The sequence below is a fragment of the Nodosilinea sp. LEGE 06152 genome, from assembly GCF_015207525.1.
Taxonomy (GTDB): Bacteria; Cyanobacteriota; Cyanobacteriia; order Phormidesmidales; family Phormidesmidaceae; genus Nodosilinea.
This window is the reverse complement of record NZ_JADEWR010000004.1, coordinates 114,769-135,910: the sequence shown is the minus strand read 5'-3', so window position 1 is coordinate 135,910 and position 21,142 is coordinate 114,769. Positions and strand designations below refer to the sequence as shown.

The window sequence follows — 21,142 nt, the reverse complement described above, 5'->3', positions numbered from 1 at the left end:
CTGGTAACTGTCCATTCGTTAGCACGGCACCTCAACGACAACGACAGCCATAGTCGTTCCCCGCGCGAAGTCGTTGGTGTTCGCAAAGCGAGTGCTGAGCACTCAGCCGCCCCAAAGGGGCTAGGGAACAGCTATTTTCAGAGCAGCGGCTATGCTGCTAGCGCCGCACCCTCAACAATCACAATAGCTACAGCCGTTCCCTGAGCGAAGTCGAAGGGACGGCTGTTTTCAGGGCAATTGTCCATGTCATTAGCGCGGCACCCCTAACAATAGAAAAACCGTAGCCGTTCCCTGAGCGGAGTCGTTGGTGTTCGCGAAGCGAGTGCTGGGCACTCAGCCGCCACAAAGGGGCTAGGGACGGCTATCTATAGGGCAAAGCTCTCTGGGTTACCACCGGTTCAACAGGGCGAATGCTATTCGTTCCTGCGGTTTGGCCTGTGGAGAATTAGGGTTGTGTGGTTCGGGCTTGGTAGAAGTTCTTGAGCGCTTAAAGTTTTAGATTCTTTAAATCTAAATAGGTTTGATTGTTTGGTTTTGCCGCAGCCAGTCGGTTGAGCAATAGATGTTGCCGACCGAAAGAGCGCCGCACAAATAAACGCCAAACCAAAGGGCACCTGTGACAGAGATCACGCAACGGCGTGGGAGTAAACACAGGACTGACGGAGTAAATCTAGGTGGATTCACTGTTTCTTTATTCAGAGACAAAGATTGCCCCCAGGAGATGCCTCCATGACTACGTTTGCCCCCAATTGTTCTAAGCAAATTTACTCCCTTGCTTCGCTAACCCTGCTGGCTACTGGTGCCAGTTTTCTCTCCCCTGCGGCAGTGCAGGCTCTGCCTGAGGTGACGGGTGGCGCTGTTCGAGTTGAGAGAAATGCATTTTCTTTAACTACCGGAGAACTAGAAAATACATCTAATATTCCGCTGCCCAACGGGTTAATTCATAACCCCCGAGAGGGTCGAGCACAGCCCGTAATTACTAATCAACTTGCCCCCAATACAGTCAATATTAGAACTAACCTTGACAATATAAATACGCAGCTCCAGCCCCTGGCTCCCGGTTTTGAGCTTGACCCCAGTTCAGTTTCACTCTCTACAGAGTTTAATCTGCGCTACGTACCCAATGCCCATGCCTACGGCGAAGGGATTGAGGTGACGGTTTACGGCCCCGATGGGACAGAAAAAAGCAGGAGTACAGCGTTTGTGCGCGGCGATCGCGTCGTGACTGGCCCCCAGGGTACGCTTCCCACTCAGGCCACCCTCGAGGTCAACTATGGCGTTGCAGACACCGTAGAGCTGCGTGTGCTGCACCTGCGAACCAACAATAGCCAACCCTCCGAATCTGCCATTTACTTCACCCGTGAGGGTCAGTTTGCGGTAGAAGATTTGCCCAACGGTGGCGATCGCGACTTCAACGACGGCGACTATTTCAAGCTCTCGGGTGGCGAGGGCAGCGCCGTTATCACTGATGAAACTCAAACTATTTCTGAAACCATCAGCTATCGCACCGAGGTAATAGAAACCCCCATCGATCCGCTGGTGCGCCAGGAGCAGGAGGTGGTCGAAACGCCGGTAGGACAAGACCTGGTTGTTACTCACACTGAGGAACAGCGCGATTACGGGCAGGTCAAACTCACCGGCCTCAGTGCCGCCGCCCTGGCCCACGGTCTAGGAGCTAGAGCCAGCAACGACGAGCAGCTAATCTACAACCGCTACGCTGGAGCCGCCCAGGTGCGCCTGGGCAGCGACGGCGGCAGCTTAGTGGGTCAACTTCCCCCCCTGGTAGACAATCCAGCGGTACCCCCTACTCTGGTGACCGGCACCCTGCGGTTTAATCCTGGTGCGGCGGTTAACCAAGCGGGGCTCAGCGGTACCGTCAGCCTGACTCAGTTCTTGCACCCTACCCACCGCGAAGCAGTTGACATGTACGGTCAGGTCGTCACGAACCCTGACCCCAACGGCCCTCGCCTGGTGCAGCCAGCCGGGCTGCTAGCCAACACTCGGCTGGTGGGCTATGTGCCCGGCACCCCCGACCAGGTGGTTACAGGCCGTGCCCTGATATCAATCAACGGCATCTTTGAGCTACCAGAGAACGAGGCGGTGATCATCGCGCCCCCCAACCCCGACCTGGTAGGCCCCGGCAACGCCGCCTATACCCACAACGTCGGCGGGCTGGTAATTGAGCGTACCGACGGTAGCGCCGAGTTTGTGCCCCAGTGGACCCGCCAGGGCCACGCCACTGAGTCAATTACCCTGGCTGCGGGCGAGGCCCGCCGGGTGATCTACGCCCTGGTGCCACAGCAGGCGAACCAAGACCTACAGCTTGGGCAGGCCTATCCTCTCCTGGTTGATCCGACCGCTGGCTATCGTGTTGAGGTCGGGGGCTGGCAGGTCATTGCCGCCGACCACCACCGCGACAACTTTTTGCAGGAAGCGACCGAAATCTATGCCGTAGAAGATACCCTGGCCCAGCAAAACGCGGCTACCGTGCAGTTTAACGGTGTTCGAGGTCTCTATCGCCAGGAGCCTAACGGTGAACTGATAGCTACCTTGAGCTTGAGCGACCCAGCCGGAGTAGATGCTCGTATCGGCAACCGTTTGGTCACCGCCGACACCACGGTGCCGGGAGAACCGGGTCAGCCGGGCTACTACACGACCACCGTGGCGGCGGGGCTCTATGCCCGGGGGTCACTCTCTCTGGGCCTGGGCAACCAGCAGGATGTCATTACAACGGCGACCGCTACCCAGCGCATTCAGGCCGACGATGTGCAGCGGCAAACGACGACTCGGTTCTTTGCCACTCCCAGGACCGAGGTTGAAACCCGCACCACCGAAGCGATTACTCGGGTGACCGAAACCACCAATCGTTCCGGGTCTGCTGCTTTTAACATTGACTCCAATGGTTTGCTAAACAATGTGCAGATTAACGTCGCCCCTGACCAGGTCGATCGCCAGGTCGTTACCTTTGAGGGTGCTACGACCACCGCCATTACCCTACGCCACGGGGTCGAGTCTTTGGTGGGTGAAGTGACCGAAACTGAATTTGTTTCTGGGGCAGGGGGCGATCGCGCACCCCAGGTCGATCGCCAGGCGACCACCCGCACCGAGACCTATCCCAACGTTTCGCCACTGCTGGGCGAACTGGCAGTAGGCGGCGTGCTCAACTTTGGCAACACCCCCTGGACTCCAGCTGCCAACACCCTGCGGGCCGAACTGTTTACCCAGGGACTGGCGCTGGGACGCGGCAGCGGTGGGGAAACGGGCTGGCGGCTTGAGGCAGTAATTAACCCCTTTGGCGAAGAGCAGCGCCCCGCCTACGGCTACGACCCGAGCGGCAACCTGACCGCCCTGTACAAAACCGAGCCCTTAGTGGATGAGTTTGGCGAGCCGGTCATCGCTCTGGTGGCCGATGCCAGCGGCGGCAGCCTGCCGATTGTCACCCACCAGTTTATTACCGATGAAGCGGGCGATCGCATTCCTTTGACCGTCGGTACCGGACGCGCCATTGGCCCCGGCATCTACCTCCGCATCGAAGATGCGTTTAGCGGTCAAACCAGTCCTTCTGTGATCGGCGGTCTAAAGTTTGACCTCTAAAGCTACTGTAATGGTCGAGATCCACAGGTTTGGGCTGCAAGCACCTGGTTGCAGCCCAAACCCCACTCTGACGCTTGTTTTTGCTCTCGCTTTAACCCTATCGGCCGATCGCCTTGACCAGACCAATGCCGCCAAAGTAGAGAAACAGTACCGCCCCCGCCAGCAGGCTTTGAGTAACCGGATCGGTAGAAGGGGTCAGCACCGCCCCCAGCACCGCCGCCCCCAGCAGCACGTAGCGCCAGCCCTTCACCATCTGCTCAGAGTTGACAATGCCCAGCAGCCCCAGCAGCATCTGCAAAATCGGAATTTGAAAGGCTAGCCCAGTACTAAACAGCAGCAGCAGCACAAACTCAAAGTAGCGATCGATTGACCACAGCTGCTCGACCACATCGGCCCCGTAGCTGATGAAAAAATTGAGCGCTGCCGGAATCAGGGCCACGTAGGCAAACAGCAGCCCCGCAAAAAATAGCACGCTAGAACCCAGCACCAACGGCCCGATCAGCCGCCGCTCGCGCCGAGTTAGCCCCGGCAGCACAAACATGACTATCTGGTAGAGAATAAACGGACTGGCTGCCACTAGTCCGCTATAGCCTGCCACCTTAAACGAGACAAAAAAGTACTCCCCCGGTGAGAGCTGCAAAAATTTGACTCCTTGAGCTGGTACCTCCAGCAGGGCCACAATGGGCTTCACCTGCCAAAAGCAGGCCACAATGGCCAGCACCACCGCAATCAGGCTGTAAAAAATGCGCAGCCGCAGTTCTTCCAAATGGTCAAACAGCGACATCTCGACATCGTAGGGTACCTCGTCGAGGTCAACCGCCGGGTTGGCAGCGGCACCGGGAGCCGGTTGGGTCGCGGTGGTGTCAAGCTCGGTAGGCGGTGTCATAGGTCGGGCGGGTGAACAGTAGGAGGGTCGCTTCTATTGTAGGCCCATAATTTAGAGGTATTCGGGCTGAGGGCTAAAGCAATACTTAGGGTGACTGAACCGTCTCCAGGTCAGAATCGGGGGTTAGGGTTAGGGTTCTAACCACTCCAGAATTGCCCAATACCACCGCCCGATCGCCATTGACCGACAGCTCTACCCCACCCGCGTTGCCGGTTCTAAAGACCAGGCTAGTTTGGGCGGTCCAGGTTTCCTCAAAACCGCTCTCGGCAATACCCTCGTAGACGTTTCTGCCGTCGGCCACCACGCTCAGCCAGGCGCGATCGCTCAGGTTAGCGCTCACCACCACGGGGGCCTCCAGAGCAGCGCTGGGGCTATCGTCTGAGGTCTCTGAGGGGTCAGACGAACCAGCCGCATCAGTATCTGTACCGCCAGCACCAGCACTGAGGGCGGGGGCATCAGCGGTGGGAGCAGGTGCATCGGTCGCAGGTTCAGCCCCCAAATTGCTGTTGTTGGCTTGGGAGGTCACGCTACTGCGACCAAACAGGCCCCAGGCCCCCAGGCCCAGAACTACCGCCAGCGCCCCTAGGCCTAGCAGCAGCGGCAGCGGCGATCGCTGTGACGAACGCTCCTCAGAAGCGAGAGAAGCATTCTCCCTAAACCCTGTGCTAGGGCGCAGCTCGGGCTGAGGTGGTGGCTGAAGCTCGGGTTGTTTGACGGCACCGTTGCTATGGGCCGGTTCGAGTAGCTCTGGGGTGGGCACCACATTAACAGGTGTTACCCGAAACTCTTTAGAAATGGTTTGGCCATCTAACCCCAGGGCTTCGGCGTAGCGACGAATAAACCCCTGAATAAAGACTGGTTCAGGTAGTGCAGCGTCTTGCCCCGACTCCAACGCCTGCAGTAGGGCTGGGCGAATGAAAATCTGGTTGGCCAGCATGTCAATAGACAACCCCTGCTCTTGTCGCACCTGGCGCAGGTACGCCCCGATGCTCTGGAGTTGCTCGATTTGGGTAGGAGCTAATTTAGCCACGGCACCTCACTGAACTAGGCCATCGGGAACTATGCCCTGGGCAACGGACCCGAACGAAGCTATTCTAATGGGAAATGGTCGCCAGCGTAGCTGGGCGGCTTGAAAACCTCTGTTTCCCTCAAAACACCTGGTTCCAGGCGTAGACTTCGTAGCCTGTCCAAATGCCGTTTTTCCAGTAGGGGTCGCTCTCTACGAGCTGCCGTACCGCCGCTTCGCTCTCGGCCTCGTAGATGCCAAAGACTTTGGTGTTGTCAAAGGTGGGGCCAAGGGCGACCAGCACCCCGCTGTCTTTTTGCTGCTGTAACCCCTGCAAATGCTCTGCTCGGTAGGGGGCGCGCTGTTCGAGCACGTTCTCGCAGTAGGTGCCCCACATCACATACTTTGCCATTGTTTTAGTGCCATCAACTCAGTCACCGCTGATGGTATCAGACTGAGTAGCGTTCTATACAAAAAGACCGACTTCTGACGCAATACTATCAGGTGCTTTTACCCGGTTGCAAAAGTGTCATGGCTTTCACTCAAAAAAACAGACCTGTTTGAAATAATTAACTACAGATCAGATCAGTAAAACTACTTGAAAATAGCGCCAAGAGGAACGCACCAAGCAAAGCTTCGAATGCTCTACAACCTATGTATTACCAATCTTTCCGGAATTTAATCTTGGTCTGTTGAAGCTTCTCTTTACCGGAGCTTCAGTTGAAAACAACCGAGCTTTGCTGATGCTTTACCCGATGTTTGAGGGAATTCTTTAGCTTAAGCAAAAGGCTTAACCAAGGTCTGTTGTATCTATGTTCCTCTAGTCAAGTATTGAGTTTTTATGTCAAGTCCAGCTCAATACTCGATGCTTTCTCAGACAGTCTCAACTGTTGGACTTGCGAGAGGTTTAACCATGAAACGCTTCATATCTACTTTCAATCACGGGCTACACGCTGCAGGCCGCGCCCTAGACCTGTTTCGGCCGGTACGTCAGTGGGTCAGCCACCTGCGAGTTGAGACGCCCCGCCGGGCCCGCAAGGTAGCCGAACTCATCCCAGCCCAGTGCCCCTTTGAACGCGATATTGTTCTGTGCGGTCGCTCCGTTGCCCACATTCCGCCCCTGTGCAAGCTCAACCCCCTCTACAACGAACTGGTCGAGCTGCGGTTTCGGGCCCTGTGCTACCTGGCCGACGAGTGCGGTGAAGACATCTCGGCCTACATCTAGTCCGACGCTGGCAGGGCAGACAACGAGCCTCTTGGGCTGACGATGACTTCTTCAGTCGCCTATATTTCCGAGCCTGAGCAAAATTTTGCGTGAATTTTCAACAGCGGAGTCGCCAAAATCTCTGTAGGCTTTGTGGGGTAGACATCCTGCCTGTCTTGACTGGACAGCCGGGACGGCTACCCCACAAAACTATGACCCGCTATGCCCTACGACATTCCGCCCGTTGACCAGCAGAATGAGTCAGATCTGCGCCACCGCCGCTGGATGCTGCGGGCGCTAGAACTGGCGGACTTGGCGGGGATCGCAGGCGACGTGCCGGTGGGTGCCGTCGTGGTTGGTCCTGGTGATGTAGTGCTGGCTGAGGCCGGTAATCGCCGGGAGCAGGATCAAGACCCCACCGCCCACGCCGAGGTGCTGGCCCTGCGAGAGGCAGCCCGCCAGTTGGGCAACTGGCATCTCAACGACTGCACGCTCTACGTCACCCTAGAGCCATGCCCCATGTGCGCTGGGGCGATCATTTTGAGCCGCCTAGGGCTACTGGTGTACGGTACTGCCGACCCCAAATCTGGAGCGGTGCGCTCGGTGCTCAACCTGCCCGATGCCCCCTCTTCAAACCATCGGCTGGCGGTGGTAACCGGCATTCTAGCCGACCCCTGCCGGGAGCAACTGCAGCGGTGGTTTCAGCAGCGTCGTCAGGCGCACCGCCGCAAAACCCTCTCGCCATAGCGCCATGACACCGGCTGAACTGTCATGGCCGGGGTTGCGCTTGATGACGAGGGCTATAGGGTAGAGCTATAGACCAGGGCCAGCCCCCTTTTGTTGCCGCCTGTAGGCTGTGAGGCCACCAAGACGGGCATACTGGGAAGGCCTGGTATCGGCACTATAGGATTTAGCTGATCATGGCTCCTGCAATTCACCTTCCTATGAAATCGTCTGAGTTCTCTGAATCGTCTGCTGCTGAGTCGAAGGGGGGCGCAACGGCCCCGGATGGCAAATCCTTGACCGTTGCACCTGTGCGCTCGCGCTGTTCGCCCGTGCTAACCCCGCTGGCCTATTTTCTGGGTCAGCATCTGGTGGTTCCTGCTTACTTTGGCCCTATCACTATTACTGGTGAGCAGCGGGTGCCCACCAGCGGCCCGGTGATTTTGGCCCCCACCCACCGCGCCCGTTGGGACTCCATTCTGCTGCCCTTTGCCACAGGGCGGCATGTCACCGGGCGGGATTTGCGCTTCATGGTCACCGCTGATGAGGTCAAGGGATTGCAGGGCTGGTTTATACGTCGGTTGGGCGGCTTTGCGGTCAATGTGCGGCGGCCTACGATCGCCAGCTTGCGCTACGGCATTGAACTGCTGCTGGAAGGTGAACTGCTGGTGATCTACCCCGAGGGTGGCATTCGCCGCGACGATCGCATTCACGGCCTCAAGCCCGGTCTAGCCCGGCTGGCGGTGCAGGCCGAGGCCGCTAAATCGGGCCTGGGGTTGCAGGTACTGCCTGTAGATATTTTCTACGGCGAGGCCTACCCAAGCTGGCGCTGCCCAGCCCAGGTGCACATTGGCGAACCGCTGCTGGTGCAGGGCTATCTCCAGGGGCAAGATTCTCCTGAGGCGCTCAAGGCTGGGGCGCAGCAGTTGACCAAAGATCTCCAGGCCCGGCTAGAGGCTATGGTGACCAACCGACAGGCGATCGCCGCCGCTGCCCCGTCCCTACCGGCCTAAAATTAACCAGGAGTTGGGCTGTACTGTTTTGGTTGGCCCCACCTTGTTGACCCAAGTGCGCGAACCCCTTTTGCCCAGCTCGTTCTCAGCCCCAGTTTGGTTTGCGCCACCGGTTGACGTGTCAACTACAGGACAATCTGCAAGCGTCGTGGTTTATTAAAGGCATTGGCCCCGTAGACCAGGATGTCCTATGTTTGATAGCCTTTTTACCACCAATCCGTTGCCCAATGTGCGCCTTGACCCGCTGCGGCCCCTAAAGGGGGTAATTGTGGGGGCGGGGCAGGTGGGGTTGGCCTGCGCCTACGCCATGATGATTCAAAACGTGCTGGACGAACTGGTGCTGGTGGACATCAATCAGGAAAAACTGATTGGCGAGGTGATGGATCTAGAGCAGGGCATGTCGTTTATAGAACCGACGGTTATTACGGCGGGTACGATGGCTGACGGAGCCGGGGCCGATGTGGTGATCATTACCGCCGGGGCACCTCAAAAGGATGGAGAAACTCGGCTAGATCTGGTGCAAAAAAACGTCGAACTTCTCAAAAAACTAATCCCTGATATTGTGGCCCACTGCCCAGACGCTATTTTGCTGCTGGTGTCTAACCCCGTAGACGTGCTCACCTATGCGGCCTGGAAGCTCTCGGGATTGCCCAAGGCGCGAGTTTTTGGCTCCGGTACCGTGCTGGATACGGGACGGTTTCGCTACTTGCTATCCCGGCGGTTGGGGATCGATCCGCGCAGCCTGCACGCCTACATTATTGGCGAGCACGGTGACAGTGAGGTGCCGTTTTGGAGCCACGCCAACGTCTGCGGTACTCCGCTTTACTATGACGGCATGCCCGCCGACGAGCGCGAGGCTATGGATGCGATCTTTCAGCAAACGAAAAATGCGGCTTACGAAATTATTCGGCGCAAGGGCTACACCAACTACGCCGTGGGCCTGGCGGTAACCCAAATTGTGCAGTCGATTATTCGCGACCAGAACCGAGTGCTGACGGTAAGCTGTATTGCCGACGAAATTTTTGGCGTTAGCGATGTGTGCCTGAGTGTGCCTGCCGTGGTAGGGCGTTTGGGCGTGACCCGTCGACTTAACCTGTCGCTCAATCAGCAGGAACAGGAGCTTGTGCAGAACTCGGCTCAGACGCTGCGAGCCGTAATCGATCAAATTAAGTTTTAGAGTCAGCTCAAGTTTTAGAGCGTGTCATTAATTTCGCTACAATCCTTGTCCCATCAGCATTGCCACGCCCGACCTAAAAAACAGGCGAGGGGCTGCAACTACTAAGCTGTGGGCCACCAGCAGTTAATTGATGACAGCCCCTAGGGCACTCAGCTAGTCTAGTCGGCGTTTTTTTCTGGCCACAGCAGTCTGACGGCCAGCAGGGCAAACCCGATTGCCGCGACAGCCTTGACCAGGCGCTCGGGCAATATCTGGGCGCTGCCTTCCCCAATGATTACCCCAAGCAGGCTGGCCAGCAGCAGGGCGGCAGCGGTGCCCAAAAACACGGCGCGGGGAGAACTGGAGCTGCCCCCGAGGGCGATCGCGGCCAGCTGACTTTTATCCCCCAGCTCTGAGATGAAGACGGCGGTGAAGCTGAGAGCGAGGAGGTTCCAGTCCATAGGGAGTAGGTGGGTGGGCGGGTGGATGGGTAGGCGGGCAGGTGAGTGGATGGGTGGATGAGGGGCTAGAGGTGGGCGATGTCCCAGAGGAGCCAGACGGTGATGCCCAGCAGCATGGCTCCGGCGGCGGTGTCGAGGGTGGCGGGGGACACGCGGCGGGCTAACCACTGCCCCAGCAGCACGCCGATCAAGCTGGTGGTGACCAGGGCGGTGCCAGCGCCCAAAAAGACCACCAGGGGAGCCTGAGATTGGGCGCTCATAAGCAGGGTAGTGACCTGGGTTTTGTCGCCCAGCTCAGCCAAAAAAATCGTGATAAACGTGGAGCTAAAAATTCGCCAGAAGGCGGCTCGACTGAGAGCTGCAGCGGGCTTAGCCTCGGTGGTGGGCTGGGAAGCAGGGCTAGAGATAGACACAATAAAAATAAGCAGCAGGTCAGTTAGAGCGTCGATGGAGCCGGGTTCGATCAAGCCAGGTAAGCCCTAGGGTCAGACCCGATGAGTGCCGCCGGATGATTTCATAATGCTTTCATTATCTGCAAGCGATCGCAAAACTGCAACCCGCAGCCACCAAAGCGGCCTTCCTTCACTTTACCCACCCATACACGCATCCACCCACCCACTCGCCCACCCATTCACCCGTCCACTTACCTACTCACCTACCCCAACCGCCTGGTTAAACCGCTCCATCTCAGGGCTCTCGTCACCGTAGATATCGGCAATGTGCTCTTGGCAGCAGTCGATGGCGAAGTCGTCTAGCTCATCGCTGGCGACGCCAAACATGGTTTCGAAGGTGCTAAAGGTGACTCGGCAAAAGTCAGGGCGATCGGGATAGATGGTGCACAGGCGATCGCCCTTGTCGTAGTGGACGCACCAGCCGTCTGCGCCCACCATGCTGATGTATAAGGCTAGCTGGTCGGGGTCGAGGTACGACTCTAGGTCGGGACGCTCATCGGGAGCTAGAAAGCAGCATGCTCCGCAGGATTTGACACATTGCCAGGTGGCCATTCGTTCTCCTCTGGCCCTCTCTGGCCCAATTTGCCCAGGTCAGCCAGCGCTGCCTTAGAATTTTGTTAAGTTATCTAAAATGGGTGCCGCATTAGCGGGTAAAATAAGCTCCGAAAGCAAGCTTTATTCTAGTCCAGTCGCCTTGTGTTGGGAGGGTTTCATGAGCTTTCTGAGCAGTTTTTTGAGCAATATTAACTTTGAGCTAATTGCCCAGTTGACTATGCTCGGCATGATTGTCATTGCCGGGCCGATGATTGTGTTTCTGCTATTTTTGCGCGGCGGCGACCTCTAGGGGCTGCCGTCAACTCGCCGCTGATGACCCAAGAATCAGCGGCTACAGCTTTCAAAGCATTATTTCCGCAGCGCCTGGGCTAGCCCAGGCGCTGCTTTAGTATAAATTCTGCGATCGCCAGATCTACAGGCGTCGTTACTTTCAAGTTGGTTTCCTCGCCCGGTACCACCTGCACCGGCAGATCACTCTTTTCAAACAGAGCGGCATCGTCGGTGACGCTCCAGCCCAGGTCAAGGCCCTGGCGGTGACACTGCTTAAGGAGGGCGACATCAAAGCCCTGGGGGGTTTGGGCAGCCCAGAGGCGCTGGCGATCGGGGGTGGCCTCAATGCGCTGGTCGGCGTCGACCACTTTGATGGTGTCTTTGACCGGCACTGCCGCTACCAGGCCAGGGCAAGTGTCTAGGGCCGCAGCACAGCGGTTGAACAGGTCTGAGGTAGCCAGGCAGCGCGCACCATCGTGGATGAGGACCCGAGTGGCCTCGGTTGGCAGGCTTTGCAGGCCGTTGTAGACCGACTGCTGCCGGGTGTCGCCGCCGGTAATCAGGTGAACGGGTTTGGCCAGGTGCAGCGCCTCAGCAATGGCGGCTAGGACGGGGCGATCGCTCGCCTGACAGATTAGCCCAATCCAAACGACGGCTTCGGCCTGGTCAGCGGCCTGGAGCGTCCAGGCGATAATGGGTTGCCCCAGCAGCTCTAGCAAAACCTTGTTGCGATCGGCCCCCATGCGGCGACCGCTGCCAGCGGCGGGGATGAGCAGATGAACAGGTGTCATAGGGGTAGTGGCGCTAAGGGAAATTGAGGATAAATTATCCCCTTTGGTGAAATTTAATGCATTTTGTCGGCCAGATATCCCTTAAACCTTGACCAGGTTCCACTACAATAGCTTGCGAACAGGCATGGACGTAATGTATGCGGGTACTGGCTCTTGTTCCAGGGGAAATGGAGACTCAGCTGAGCTTCTTTCCAGTGATCAATCAGATTAAGAATAGCTTTGAAAACGCCGAGGTTTCTGTGGTGGCAACTCCTGCTGCTGCGGCGATTTATCAGCTTTCTAAGGGGGTTACCGAGGTTGTGCCCTATAACTTTGCGGCCCCCAACAGCCCGGCTGACTGGGCCAATCTGCTCGGTATTGTGCGCGATCGCGAGTTTGATGTGGCCCTCACCCTCACCCAATCCTGGTCGATTGCTCTGCTGCTGTGGCTCAGTGGAGTGCCCACTCGCCTGGGCTATGGCGGTGCTGCTAACGATATGCTGCTCACGGCTACAGTGCCGCGCCGCACCGGAATGACTTCCTGTAGTGACCTGCTCAGTCTGATTAATGTCACGGGCGACCCCCCAGCCCTCTCGGTGAACGTACCCCGTAGCGACCTGACCACCGTTGAGTCGATGCGTCAGGGGGCTGGGCTTGAGAACGGCTATGTCCTGGTCTCTCCTGGCCCCACCTCCAGCGGTAATACCTACCCCACCGAGAGCTGGATTGCCATTCTCAAAGACTTTCAGCAGCGCCAGCCGGGCCTACCCCTGGCCCTGCTGCAAACCAACGAGGCTGGCTCCCAGGCCGCTGAGCTCGCCAGCGCTGTGCCCAATCTCAAGATTCTGCGACCCGAAACGCCGGGGCAGGCAGCGGCGATGGTGGCCGCTGCCAATCTGCTGGTCGGGGTGGCGGGCTATCCGCTGGGGCTGGCGATCGCCCTCAATGTCTATGCAGTTGGGCTGCTTTCAGAGAGCGATACCGCCTTGCCCAGCCGTCCAGAGGGCGATCGTCTGGTCACCCTAACATCTGCTGAGGGCACTCTGGCCGACATCACCCCCGACCAGGTGCTCAAAAAAATCTGGAGTGAAGACGCCTAGCTCAGCATTCTCCTACCTATAGCCCCATGACTGTTCTATAGACCCTGACTACTATCTAAGTGCAAGGCCGTCATTACCCGCCCAGCTATTGGAGAACTGACACCTATGGACAAAATTAAAGAACAGGCTAACGTCGTTAGCCAGCTATTGTTTTCAGCTGATACCAGCGAAATCTATAAAAAAGCTCTCGCCCGCACCTGGGACATTCTGCGCGAAGTCGGCATTTTGCTGTGGCTAGTCATCTGCCTCACCTTTGTGGGCGGTGAGTGGTTTTACCGCACCGCCGTTGGCCTGGGCCGCAGTACCCGCGCCTGGTACGTCGGCCTCAGCGAAAAAGACTCCACCGCCGATGCTCAGCCAATTACCTCCACGGGCCAGGCTCTGCTGGATACGGTGCAGTCGGGTACCTCCTACCTGCTGGCCCAGGCCCGACAACAGCTGGGTATTCCAGCGCCAGAACCCCTGGCACCTGTCGCTGCGCCAGCGCCAGCACCAGCACCTTCCGCCCCTACCCCAGTCGAGCCTCCTACCCCAAGTGGTCCGCCAGCCCCAGCTGAGCCTCTAATTGCCTCTGAACCGCCGCCATCGCCTGTGGCAACCGTGAGCGCCGATATTGAGGATGAGGACGATGACTTGGCTTAAGGGTTAGGTGTTGAGCCAGCAGCTTGACCCGTAGGCTCAGGCCTAAATAGGGCTGGTTGCGGTCCTATTCTTCTAAGTATCCGCCCAGCCGCAGCATTCTAAATGCTGCGGCTGAAAGTTTTGCAGGGTAGCTCAGGCGGCACCAACCGTCAGAAGTTTTACAATAGCTAGCAGGATCCATAACTCTCAACTACCCTAGCCATGCTGCAGCACCTTCTGTTCATTGGTTTTAGCGCTATTTACTACAGCCAAAGCACCGCTAACCCCAAACGGCGGCCCCACCTGTTTGCCTCACTGGCCCTGCAAGAGGCTGAGGGCAGTCGCACCGTTGCCCACATTCGCTCGGCTAAGGCGACGGAGATTCCGCTGTGGCTTGACGAGCAAATGCAGCGCCACATCAGCGATGAGGTGCGCCACGCCCAGATTTTTACCAAAGCCGTCGAGCGGGAGGGCTACTTTATCGATCTAGACGGTGAAGCCGCTCAGCAGTCGCTCGCAAGCGTGGGTGAAGCCTCCATGCGGCGTTACCACCAGGTCGATGACCTGGCGGCGGCCCCTCTGCCCCACCTGCTGGCCAGCGTATTGCTAGCCGAAGAATTGGGGGTGCGTGGGTTTCGCTGCATTCTTAAGGCGCTGCCTGACCACCTGACCGCAACTCGCGCTGCGATCGAATCGGTGCTCAAAGATGAGGAACGCCACGTGCGGTATCTCACCGACGCGCTGCACTACTTTCGGTCTACAGCTGTAGTAGACGCCTACCGCCGCGACATCGAAAGCAAAATGTTTAAGGATCTGGGCAAAGTGGTGGAATTTGTGACCAAACCGGCTGCTGAGCGACCTAGTTTGGTACAACCGGGGCAAAAGCCCGATCTGTCGCTGGTGTAATTAACAATCGCTATTGGTAAAGCGACAGCGGCCTAGGGAAAGGTCAAACAGGTGAAACCCATACTGCTGAGAGAGCGACTCAAATACCTTTAGCCCGCGCACGCTGTTGCCGCGATCATCGAGCAGGGGGGAAAACACGGCGATGCCAGCCTGATTGGGCACCACCGCCATAATTCCTCCCGATACACCGCTCTTGGCTGGAATGCCGACTCGGAAGGCCCACTCTCCGGCAAAGTTGTACATGCCGCAGGTGTACATCACGCTGAGAATGTCGCGCACCTGTTCTGCCCCAACTGCCCGCTGCCCCGTGACGGGGTTGACGCCCTGATTGGCCAATGTCGCCGCCATTACGGCCAAGTCGTGGGCCGTGACCAGTACCGCACACTGCTGAAAGTACAGGTCGAGCGCTTCCTCAATTGGCTGCTCAATCATGCCAAAGTTGAGCATCAGGTGGGCCATAGCTCGATTGCGGTGACCCGTTGTCTTTTCTGAAATGAAGGTAGACACATCGACAAACACTTCGCTGCCCACGTAGCGCTCAAACATGGTCAGCATGCGGTTGAGCCGCTCGGCGGGGTCGCTGCCGGTGATCAGGCCGGTGGTTGCGATCGCCCCTGCATTCACCATTGGGTTATCGGGGCGTTTAGAGTCTTCATCGAGGCGAATAAGTGAGTTAAACGGGTCGCCCGTCGGCTCTACCCCCACCTTCTTGAGCAGCTTTTCGCGGCCGTAGTCTTCTAGGGCCATGCCGTAGACAAACACCTTAGAAATTGACTGAATGGTAAACTTTTGGGCCGCGTCGCCCACCTCAAAGCTGCGCCCGTCGAGGGTAACTAAGCTAATGCCAAACCAGTCGGGGTTGGCCCGCGCCAGCTCAGGAATGTAGGACGCCACCTTACCGTCGGAGAGTCCTTTGAACTCGTGGTAGAGCTGCTCTAGAAAAGCTTGAACCTGAGGCATAGGGGTTAATTACTTCTGCTCCGGGTGCTGGGCCTCGGGTTGATGATCGCCTAGGTCGTTGAGCCGCCAGATAAACTGGTGCAGTTTGCCAAAGTCGCGATGGTTAAAATGCATCACCAGCCGGGGCAGAGGGGTGGTTTCGTCACTGTGCTCTTCGGGTAGAGCCGCAGATTTCTCAATGCTGCCCTTGGCTAAGATATCGCCAAATTCGTCGTTGAGCAGGGCAACAGCGCCATCGCTCAGGTCGCATTTGAGCCGGATAATCAAGCGATCGCCCGCATAACGGCAGGAGTGGTATACCCGGTAAAAGCTGCTAATCGCGTGGCAGGCGTCATCTACGTTATCCGTAATGGTGTAAAGGCTGGGGTCGTCGGGGCTAATTAACCCACGGTTTAACAAGTGGGTGCGAATATAGCTATCCCAACCCTGCCAGTAGTCGCCACCGGGGTGATCAACCAGCACGACGGGCATGGGGTCAGCCTTACCCGTTTGAATCAGCGTAAGCGACTCAAAGGCCTCATCCTGAGTGCCAAAGCCACCTGGAAACAGCACCAGAGCATCGCTTTCACGCAAAAAGAAGAGCTTGCGGGTAAAGAAGTACTTAAAGTTAATCAGCTTAGGGTCGCCCGACATAATCGGGTTTGCCCCCTGCTCAAAGGGCAGCTGAATGTTGAGCCCAAAGGAGTGCTCAGAGCCTGCTCCAGCATTACCCGCCTCCATAATGCCTCCCCCGGCTCCAGTCATCACCATGAAGCCCAGCTCGGTAATCTGTTTGGCAAACTGTTCAGCCAGCTTGTAGTCGGGGCTAATAGCGCCGGTACGGGCCGAGCCAAAAATGGTAATTTTGCGGATGTGGCGGTAGGGGTAAAAAATCTGAAATCCCTGCTCCATATCGAGCAGGGCGTAGTTCAAAATCTTCCAGTCTAGGCGGTCTGCCTCTCGTCCCATCATTCGCAGGATGGTCTCTATCACCTGACGAATAAGCCTGCCATGCTCTAGGTTAGGCAATTTCTCCAGCACCGTAGCTAGGTCAGCCTGAACGCTAGAGGGCAAATCTGAGGGGAGCGCAACCATACGCTGTTGTATCCATAGAGGCAGCACTCTATTTTAGCGACAATTTCGCCTCTTACCTTGCAAGAACCCTCTAGGAAGAGACTAATGCTTTCCTAGAGGGCTCCGGTTGATTAATTGTGGGTCAGCCAATCTAGAGCGTCTTGAGCCCCGGCAAAACATTTTTTGGGGTTCTTTAGTTGAGACGGACTAGCCAGATGAGCTTAAAGATACTTTTCGAGGGTGTTAGCTAGGGTCGTTTTGGGTACAGCGCCCACGACCATGTCAACCCGCTGCCCCTCTTTGAAAATCATTAGGGTGGGAATGCTGCGGATGCCGTACTGGCTAGCCACGCTAGGGTTTTCGTCGGTGTTGACCTTAACAACCTTGATTTGGCCGTCGTATTGCTCAGCAATTTCTTCTACGACAGGAGCCACCATACGACAGGGGCCACACCAAGGAGCCCAAAAGTCGACTAGTACGGGGACGGTGCTTTCGAGAACTTCTTGCTTAAAAGTAGAATCTGTTACCTGAGCGGCTACCATGCCTAGTGTTCCTTGCCGTTGTTAACCACACGCAATCTTACCATAGCCAACCCTCGGCAAACCTCAGTCCTTCGGCAACATCTGGTTAGCAAAACACCTTACCGCTTGAGCAATGGCATTGTGACAGCGGTTTTCAGCCCCGGTTGGATCTTTAAGTAAAAACCTGAATAAGAAACCGCCCAGACCAATGGCCTGGGCGGGGTGTGGTGTGAGGAGTGAACGGAAACTTTACGTCTCCGCTTTACTCTATTGTACTGTGGACACTTGAAAATCTGCCACCGCTTGATGACATTCGCAACAAATTTATGGTAGCTGCAAATTATTGTCGCCTCCGGGAACCTACGCATTGCTAGGGGCGACTGTTTAGGTTTGACTATGCGACCAGACTAGCTACCCAGCCGAGAACTTTACCTGGCTTATCCCTAGGCTTTACGCCTTAGTCAAACCGCCTGACGTTCTCTAATTGGTGCTGAGCCCAATCCAAAACGCGCCTGAACAGGCGTTTGGTAGTCTCTGATTCATTATAGCTACAGTCAGCGGTGCCGTTGTGGAGCGCTTACGTACCCAGGACGCTGCTAGAACAAAAAGTACCGCTGGGCCATGGGCAGCACGTCTGCCGGTTCGCAAGTGAGCAGCTGACCGTCGGCCCGCACCTCGTAGGTTTCGACGTTGACCTCCATGTGGGGCTGGTAGGTGTTGAGCTTCATATCAGCTTTGCTGAGGCTGCGACAGTTGGCCACCGCAGCGGTAGCTTTGGCTAAACCAATCTGCTCAGGAATGCCCCAATCGATCGCGGCCTGGGAGACAAAGCTAAAAGAGGTGGCGGCGATCGCCCCCCCAAAGCTGCCAAACATGGGTCGCATATGCACCGGCTGCGGGGTAGGAATGCTGGCGTTGGGGTCGCCCATCTGAGCCCAGGCGATCGCGCCGCCCTTGATCACAAGCTCGGGCTTGACCCCAAAGAAGGCGGGCTTCCACAGGCACAGATCGGCCAGCTTGCCCGCTTCGATCGAGCCCACATGGTTGGCAATGCCGTGGGTGATGGCGGGGTTAATGGTGTATTTGGCCACGTAGCGCTTGGCCCGATGGTTGTCGTTGCGATCGCTGTCCTCTGTCAGCGGCCCGCGCTGCACCTTCATCTTGTGGGCGGTCTGCCAGGTGCGAATCACCACTTCGCCCACCCGACCCATGGCCTGGGAGTCGCTGGCGATCATACTGAAGGCTCCCAGGTCGTGGAGAATGTCTTCGGCAGCGATGGTTTCGCGGCGAATGCGGGACTCGGCAAAGGCAATGTCTTCGGGAATGCTGGGGCTGAGATGGTGGCACACCATCAGCATGTCGAGGTGCTCGTCGAGGGTGTTGCGGGTGTAGGGGCGGGTGGGGTTAGTCGAGGAGGGCAGCACATTGGCCTCGCCGCAGACTTTGATGATGTCGGGCGCGTGGCCGCCGCCGGCTCCCTCGGTGTGGTAGGTGTGAATCACCCGGTGCTTGAAGGCGGCGATCGTGTCTTCTACAAAGCCCGCCTCGTTGAGGGTGTCGGTGTGGATCGCCACCTGCACGTCGTACTCGTCGGCGACGCCCAGGCAGGTGTCGATGGTGGCGGGGGTAGTGCCCCAGTCTTCGTGCAGTTTGAGACCCATTGCGCCCGCTTTGATCTGCTCCGCCAGGGCTTCCGGCTGGGCGCTGTTGCCTTTGCCTAGAAACCCGAGATTCATAGGGAAGGCGTCTGCCGATTGCAGCATGCGCCAAATGTTCCACGCGCCTGGGGTGCAGGTGGTGGCGTTTGTTCCTGTCGCTGGCCCGGTGCCGCCGCCGATCATGGTGGTAATGCCGGAGGCGATCGCAGTGTCGATCTGCTGGGGGCAAATGAAGTGAATGTGGCTGTCGATGCCCCCGGCGGTGACGATCATGCCCTCCCCGGCGACAACCTCGGTGCCGGGGCCAATAATGATATTCACATTGTCTTGAATGTAGGGGTTGCCCGCCTTGCCGATGGTGTCGATCTTGCCGTCTTTGATGCCGATATCGGCTTTAACAATGCCCCACCAGTCGAGAATCAGGGCGTTGGTAATCACCATGTCCACCGCGCCCGCGTCGCGCCCGATGGGCGACTGCCCCATACCGTCGCGGATGACCTTGCCGCCGCCAAATTTCACCTCGTCCCCATAGGTGGTGAAGTCTTGTTCGACTTCAATGATGAGTTCGGTGTCGGCCAAGCGAAGGCGATCGCCCACCGTCGGGCCAAAGGTCTCGGCATAGGCACGCCGGTCCATGCGGTAGCTCATGGGAACTCCTCAGTTGGGGCAAATTTAGCTAGAACCACTCTAGAATGCGGGATTTCCCGGCTTTGGTCAATTGGGATACGGTTGCCGGTGCTGAAGCGAGGGATTCTGTGCCTTTATGTTGCGTTCGCTAAAAAGATAGCCCGAAGGACAATTCCCTCGGGCCACACATAAGTACGATTCGCGCTGCGCTTCGGCAGGCAGCGCTGCTGCTCTAGCTAGCCAGATATTCACGAATGTCAGACTGACGCTTGCGGAGCTTCGTCAGCGCCTCGCGCTCAATCTGGCGAACGCGCTCACGGCTAATTGAGAGCAGGTCGCCAATTTTGGCCAGGGTCATGGTTTTGCCGTCAGCCAGGCCAAAGCGCAGGGAGAGCACCTCGCGCTGCTGAGGGGTCAGGTCGCCCATAAGGCGCTCCAGGTCCTGGCGCAGAGACACCTGAGTGGCAAAGTCCTCGGGCGAAGGGCCGTCATCTTCAAGCAGCTCACCCAGTTCCGTATCCTGGTTGTCGCCCACCTTGAGGTCAAGGGAAAGGGGCTGACGCGACTTTTCGAGGTAGTCACGCACCTGCTTGGTGGTGAGGTCGCACTCGATAGCTAACTCAGCTACCGTAGCCGCTCGCCCGTGCCGCTGTGAGAGGGTGCGCTGGGCTTTTTTGAGTTTATTGAGCTTTTCGGTGATGTGAATGGGCAGGCGAATAGTGCGGCTTTTTTCAGCGATCGCGCGGGTAATAGCCTGGCGGATCCACCAGTAGGCGTAGGTGGAGAAGCGATAGCCCTTGGTAGGGTCAAACTTCTCAACTCCGCGCTGCATACCGATGGTGCCCTCCTGAATCAGGTCGAGCAGGTCGACGTTGCGCTTGATGTACTTCTTAGCCACCGATACCACCAGTCGCAGGTTGGCTTCCACCATTTTGCGCTTGGCCAAATTGCCTTGGCGAACGATCGCAGATAGCTCAGCCACAGGAAGCTCGACCGCCTCGGCCCACTGTTCTAGCGTGAGCCCATACCCAGCAATTTCTTCTGCGGCCAGCCGTTTCGCTTCCAAGGCTGTCAGTTTCTGCACCTGCTTGCCCAACACGATCTCTTCTTCGTGGGTGAGCAGAGGCACCTTACCAATCTCCTTCAGGTAGGTGCGCACCAGATCCGTGGAGTTTTGCACAGCTCTCATAAATCGACAACCTTAGGGAACAGCGTCGCAAAAACAATTAAACAGGCGACCCAGACTGCAAATAGGCTCAGGCACAACAGCGCCAGAGGCCAGTCGTGTTGGATTGCCTTGGGAGCCTAAAGGCACCTCTACGGCCAGCAACCTTTTCTCCTGATCTAAGGGCGAGACCGCACCGGAACTGGAACTGGCTCGGCTTCGAGGGCAGCCTCGTCAGAGCGACGCTTGAGAATGACACCGGCCACAACTAGGGCGGCACCAGCTTCTAAAAGAATTTCAACAGGACTCATGGGTAAAAGCTTGTGAACTGCTTATGTAAACAAGTGTAACATTTATTAAAGAGAGCGTGAATGGTTATTAATACTCAAGCTAGCCTCGGTGACTGGGGCTATACTCCCTAGACTAAAGCCCTTGAAGTGG

At 57.3% G+C, this 21,142-nt stretch carries 22 protein-coding genes; 9 read left to right on the top strand and 13 right to left on the bottom strand.

Annotated features, from left to right (window positions below):
• Nucleotides 1-729: 729 nt before the first annotated feature.
• Complete coding sequence (locus tag IQ265_RS07885; protein ID WP_194052207.1) at nucleotides 730-3,594, top strand: DUF4114 domain-containing protein; 2,865 nt, start codon at nucleotides 730-732, stop codon at nucleotides 3,592-3,594.
• A gap of 97 nt (nucleotides 3,595-3,691) precedes the next feature.
• Here IQ265_RS07885 and tatC read toward each other — a convergent pair whose 3' ends face one another.
• From tatC to IQ265_RS07870, 3 genes are all read right to left on the bottom strand, one after another.
• Nucleotides 3,692-4,480, bottom strand: a complete 789-nt coding sequence (gene tatC / locus IQ265_RS07880; RefSeq protein ID WP_194052206.1) for a twin-arginine translocase subunit TatC — start codon at nucleotides 4,478-4,480, stop codon at nucleotides 3,692-3,694.
• An 85-nt stretch (nucleotides 4,481-4,565) separates the two neighbouring features.
• Nucleotides 4,566-5,510, bottom strand: coding sequence for a helix-turn-helix domain-containing protein (locus IQ265_RS07875; protein ID WP_194052204.1), 945 nt, complete (start codon nucleotides 5,508-5,510; stop codon nucleotides 4,566-4,568).
• A gap of 118 nt (nucleotides 5,511-5,628) precedes the next feature.
• The gene (locus IQ265_RS07870) at nucleotides 5,629-5,898 is read right to left on the bottom strand and encodes a YciI family protein (RefSeq protein WP_194052202.1); all 270 of its coding nucleotides are present in this window, start codon (nucleotides 5,896-5,898) and stop codon (nucleotides 5,629-5,631) included.
• 501 nt (nucleotides 5,899-6,399) lie between these two features.
• On the opposite strand from IQ265_RS07870, the gene IQ265_RS07865 reads away from it, so the two are divergent.
• The 4 genes from IQ265_RS07865 to IQ265_RS07850 all read left to right on the top strand — a co-directional run bounded on the left by IQ265_RS07865 (nucleotide 6,400) and on the right by IQ265_RS07850 (nucleotide 9,603).
• Nucleotides 6,400-6,711 (top strand): Mo-dependent nitrogenase C-terminal domain-containing protein, encoded by a 312-nt coding sequence (locus IQ265_RS07865; protein ID WP_194052200.1) that lies wholly within the window; start codon nucleotides 6,400-6,402, stop codon nucleotides 6,709-6,711.
• A 201-nt stretch (nucleotides 6,712-6,912) separates the two neighbouring features.
• Nucleotides 6,913-7,437, top strand: coding sequence for a tRNA adenosine(34) deaminase TadA (gene tadA / locus IQ265_RS07860; protein WP_194052198.1), 525 nt, complete (start codon nucleotides 6,913-6,915; stop codon nucleotides 7,435-7,437).
• A gap of 197 nt (nucleotides 7,438-7,634) precedes the next feature.
• Nucleotides 7,635-8,426, top strand: coding sequence for a 1-acyl-sn-glycerol-3-phosphate acyltransferase (locus tag IQ265_RS07855; RefSeq protein WP_228037699.1), 792 nt, complete (start codon nucleotides 7,635-7,637; stop codon nucleotides 8,424-8,426).
• A 190-nt stretch (nucleotides 8,427-8,616) separates the two neighbouring features.
• Entirely contained in the window at nucleotides 8,617-9,603 is a 987-nt protein-coding gene (locus tag IQ265_RS07850) for an L-lactate dehydrogenase (RefSeq protein ID WP_194052196.1), read from the top strand.
• A gap of 158 nt (nucleotides 9,604-9,761) precedes the next feature.
• Here IQ265_RS07850 and IQ265_RS07845 read toward each other — a convergent pair whose 3' ends face one another.
• The 3 genes from IQ265_RS07845 to IQ265_RS07835 form a co-directional block, all read right to left on the bottom strand.
• Nucleotides 9,762-10,043, bottom strand: a complete 282-nt coding sequence (locus IQ265_RS07845) for a TMEM165/GDT1 family protein (RefSeq protein WP_194052194.1) — start codon at nucleotides 10,041-10,043, stop codon at nucleotides 9,762-9,764.
• 65 nt (nucleotides 10,044-10,108) lie between these two features.
• The gene (locus IQ265_RS29300; protein WP_255523516.1) at nucleotides 10,109-10,510 is read right to left on the bottom strand and encodes a TMEM165/GDT1 family protein; all 402 of its coding nucleotides are present in this window, start codon (nucleotides 10,508-10,510) and stop codon (nucleotides 10,109-10,111) included.
• Between the two features lie 180 nt (nucleotides 10,511-10,690).
• Nucleotides 10,691-11,047 carry a YkgJ family cysteine cluster protein gene (locus IQ265_RS07835; RefSeq protein WP_194052192.1) on the bottom strand — a complete coding sequence of 119 codons (357 nt, stop codon included), beginning with the start codon at nucleotides 11,045-11,047 and terminating at the stop codon, nucleotides 10,691-10,693.
• Nucleotides 11,048-11,207: 160 nt separating this feature from the next.
• On the opposite strand from IQ265_RS07835, the gene IQ265_RS07830 reads away from it, so the two are divergent.
• A complete protein-coding gene (locus IQ265_RS07830; RefSeq protein ID WP_194052190.1) occupies nucleotides 11,208-11,339 on the top strand; it encodes a photosystem II reaction center protein Ycf12 in 132 nt (43 codons plus the stop codon).
• 79 nt (nucleotides 11,340-11,418) lie between these two features.
• On the opposite strand, the gene ispD is transcribed toward IQ265_RS07830, so the two are convergent.
• Nucleotides 11,419-12,111 carry a 2-C-methyl-D-erythritol 4-phosphate cytidylyltransferase gene (gene ispD / locus IQ265_RS07825; RefSeq protein WP_194052188.1) on the bottom strand — a complete coding sequence of 231 codons (693 nt, stop codon included), beginning with the start codon at nucleotides 12,109-12,111 and terminating at the stop codon, nucleotides 11,419-11,421.
• Nucleotides 12,112-12,278: 167 nt separating this feature from the next.
• Between ispD and IQ265_RS07820 the strand changes: the two genes are divergently transcribed.
• From IQ265_RS07820 to IQ265_RS07810, 3 genes are all read left to right on the top strand, one after another.
• Entirely contained in the window at nucleotides 12,279-13,190 is a 912-nt protein-coding gene (locus tag IQ265_RS07820) for a glycosyltransferase family 9 protein (protein ID WP_194052186.1), read from the top strand.
• A 105-nt stretch (nucleotides 13,191-13,295) separates the two neighbouring features.
• On the top strand, nucleotides 13,296-13,832 hold the full coding sequence (locus tag IQ265_RS07815) for a hypothetical protein (RefSeq protein ID WP_194052184.1): 537 nt from the start codon (nucleotides 13,296-13,298) through the stop codon (nucleotides 13,830-13,832).
• Nucleotides 13,833-14,033: 201 nt separating this feature from the next.
• Nucleotides 14,034-14,717, top strand: coding sequence for a ferritin-like domain-containing protein (locus tag IQ265_RS07810; RefSeq protein WP_194052182.1), 684 nt, complete (start codon nucleotides 14,034-14,036; stop codon nucleotides 14,715-14,717).
• Here IQ265_RS07810 and glsA read toward each other — a convergent pair whose 3' ends face one another.
• The 6 genes from glsA to IQ265_RS29295 all read right to left on the bottom strand — a co-directional run bounded on the left by glsA (nucleotide 14,718) and on the right by IQ265_RS29295 (nucleotide 21,012).
• Nucleotides 14,718-15,677: a glutaminase A gene (gene glsA, locus IQ265_RS07805; protein ID WP_194052180.1), complete on the bottom strand. Its 960-nt coding sequence runs from the start codon at nucleotides 15,675-15,677 to the stop codon at nucleotides 14,718-14,720.
• Nucleotides 15,678-15,686: 9 nt separating this feature from the next.
• Nucleotides 15,687-16,751, bottom strand: a complete 1,065-nt coding sequence (locus IQ265_RS07800) for an LOG family protein (RefSeq protein WP_194052178.1) — start codon at nucleotides 16,749-16,751, stop codon at nucleotides 15,687-15,689.
• 200 nt (nucleotides 16,752-16,951) lie between these two features.
• Nucleotides 16,952-17,272, bottom strand: coding sequence for a thioredoxin (gene trxA / locus IQ265_RS07795; protein WP_194052177.1), 321 nt, complete (start codon nucleotides 17,270-17,272; stop codon nucleotides 16,952-16,954).
• Between the two features lie 575 nt (nucleotides 17,273-17,847).
• Nucleotides 17,848-19,557, bottom strand: coding sequence for an urease subunit alpha (gene ureC, locus IQ265_RS07790; protein WP_194052175.1), 1,710 nt, complete (start codon nucleotides 19,555-19,557; stop codon nucleotides 17,848-17,850).
• Between the two features lie 211 nt (nucleotides 19,558-19,768).
• Nucleotides 19,769-20,725, bottom strand: a complete 957-nt coding sequence (locus IQ265_RS07785; RefSeq protein WP_194052173.1) for an RNA polymerase sigma factor, RpoD/SigA family — start codon at nucleotides 20,723-20,725, stop codon at nucleotides 19,769-19,771.
• A 155-nt stretch (nucleotides 20,726-20,880) separates the two neighbouring features.
• Complete coding sequence (locus IQ265_RS29295) at nucleotides 20,881-21,012, bottom strand: hypothetical protein (protein WP_255523515.1); 132 nt, start codon at nucleotides 21,010-21,012, stop codon at nucleotides 20,881-20,883.
• Between the last annotated feature and the right edge of the window lie 130 nt (nucleotides 21,013-21,142).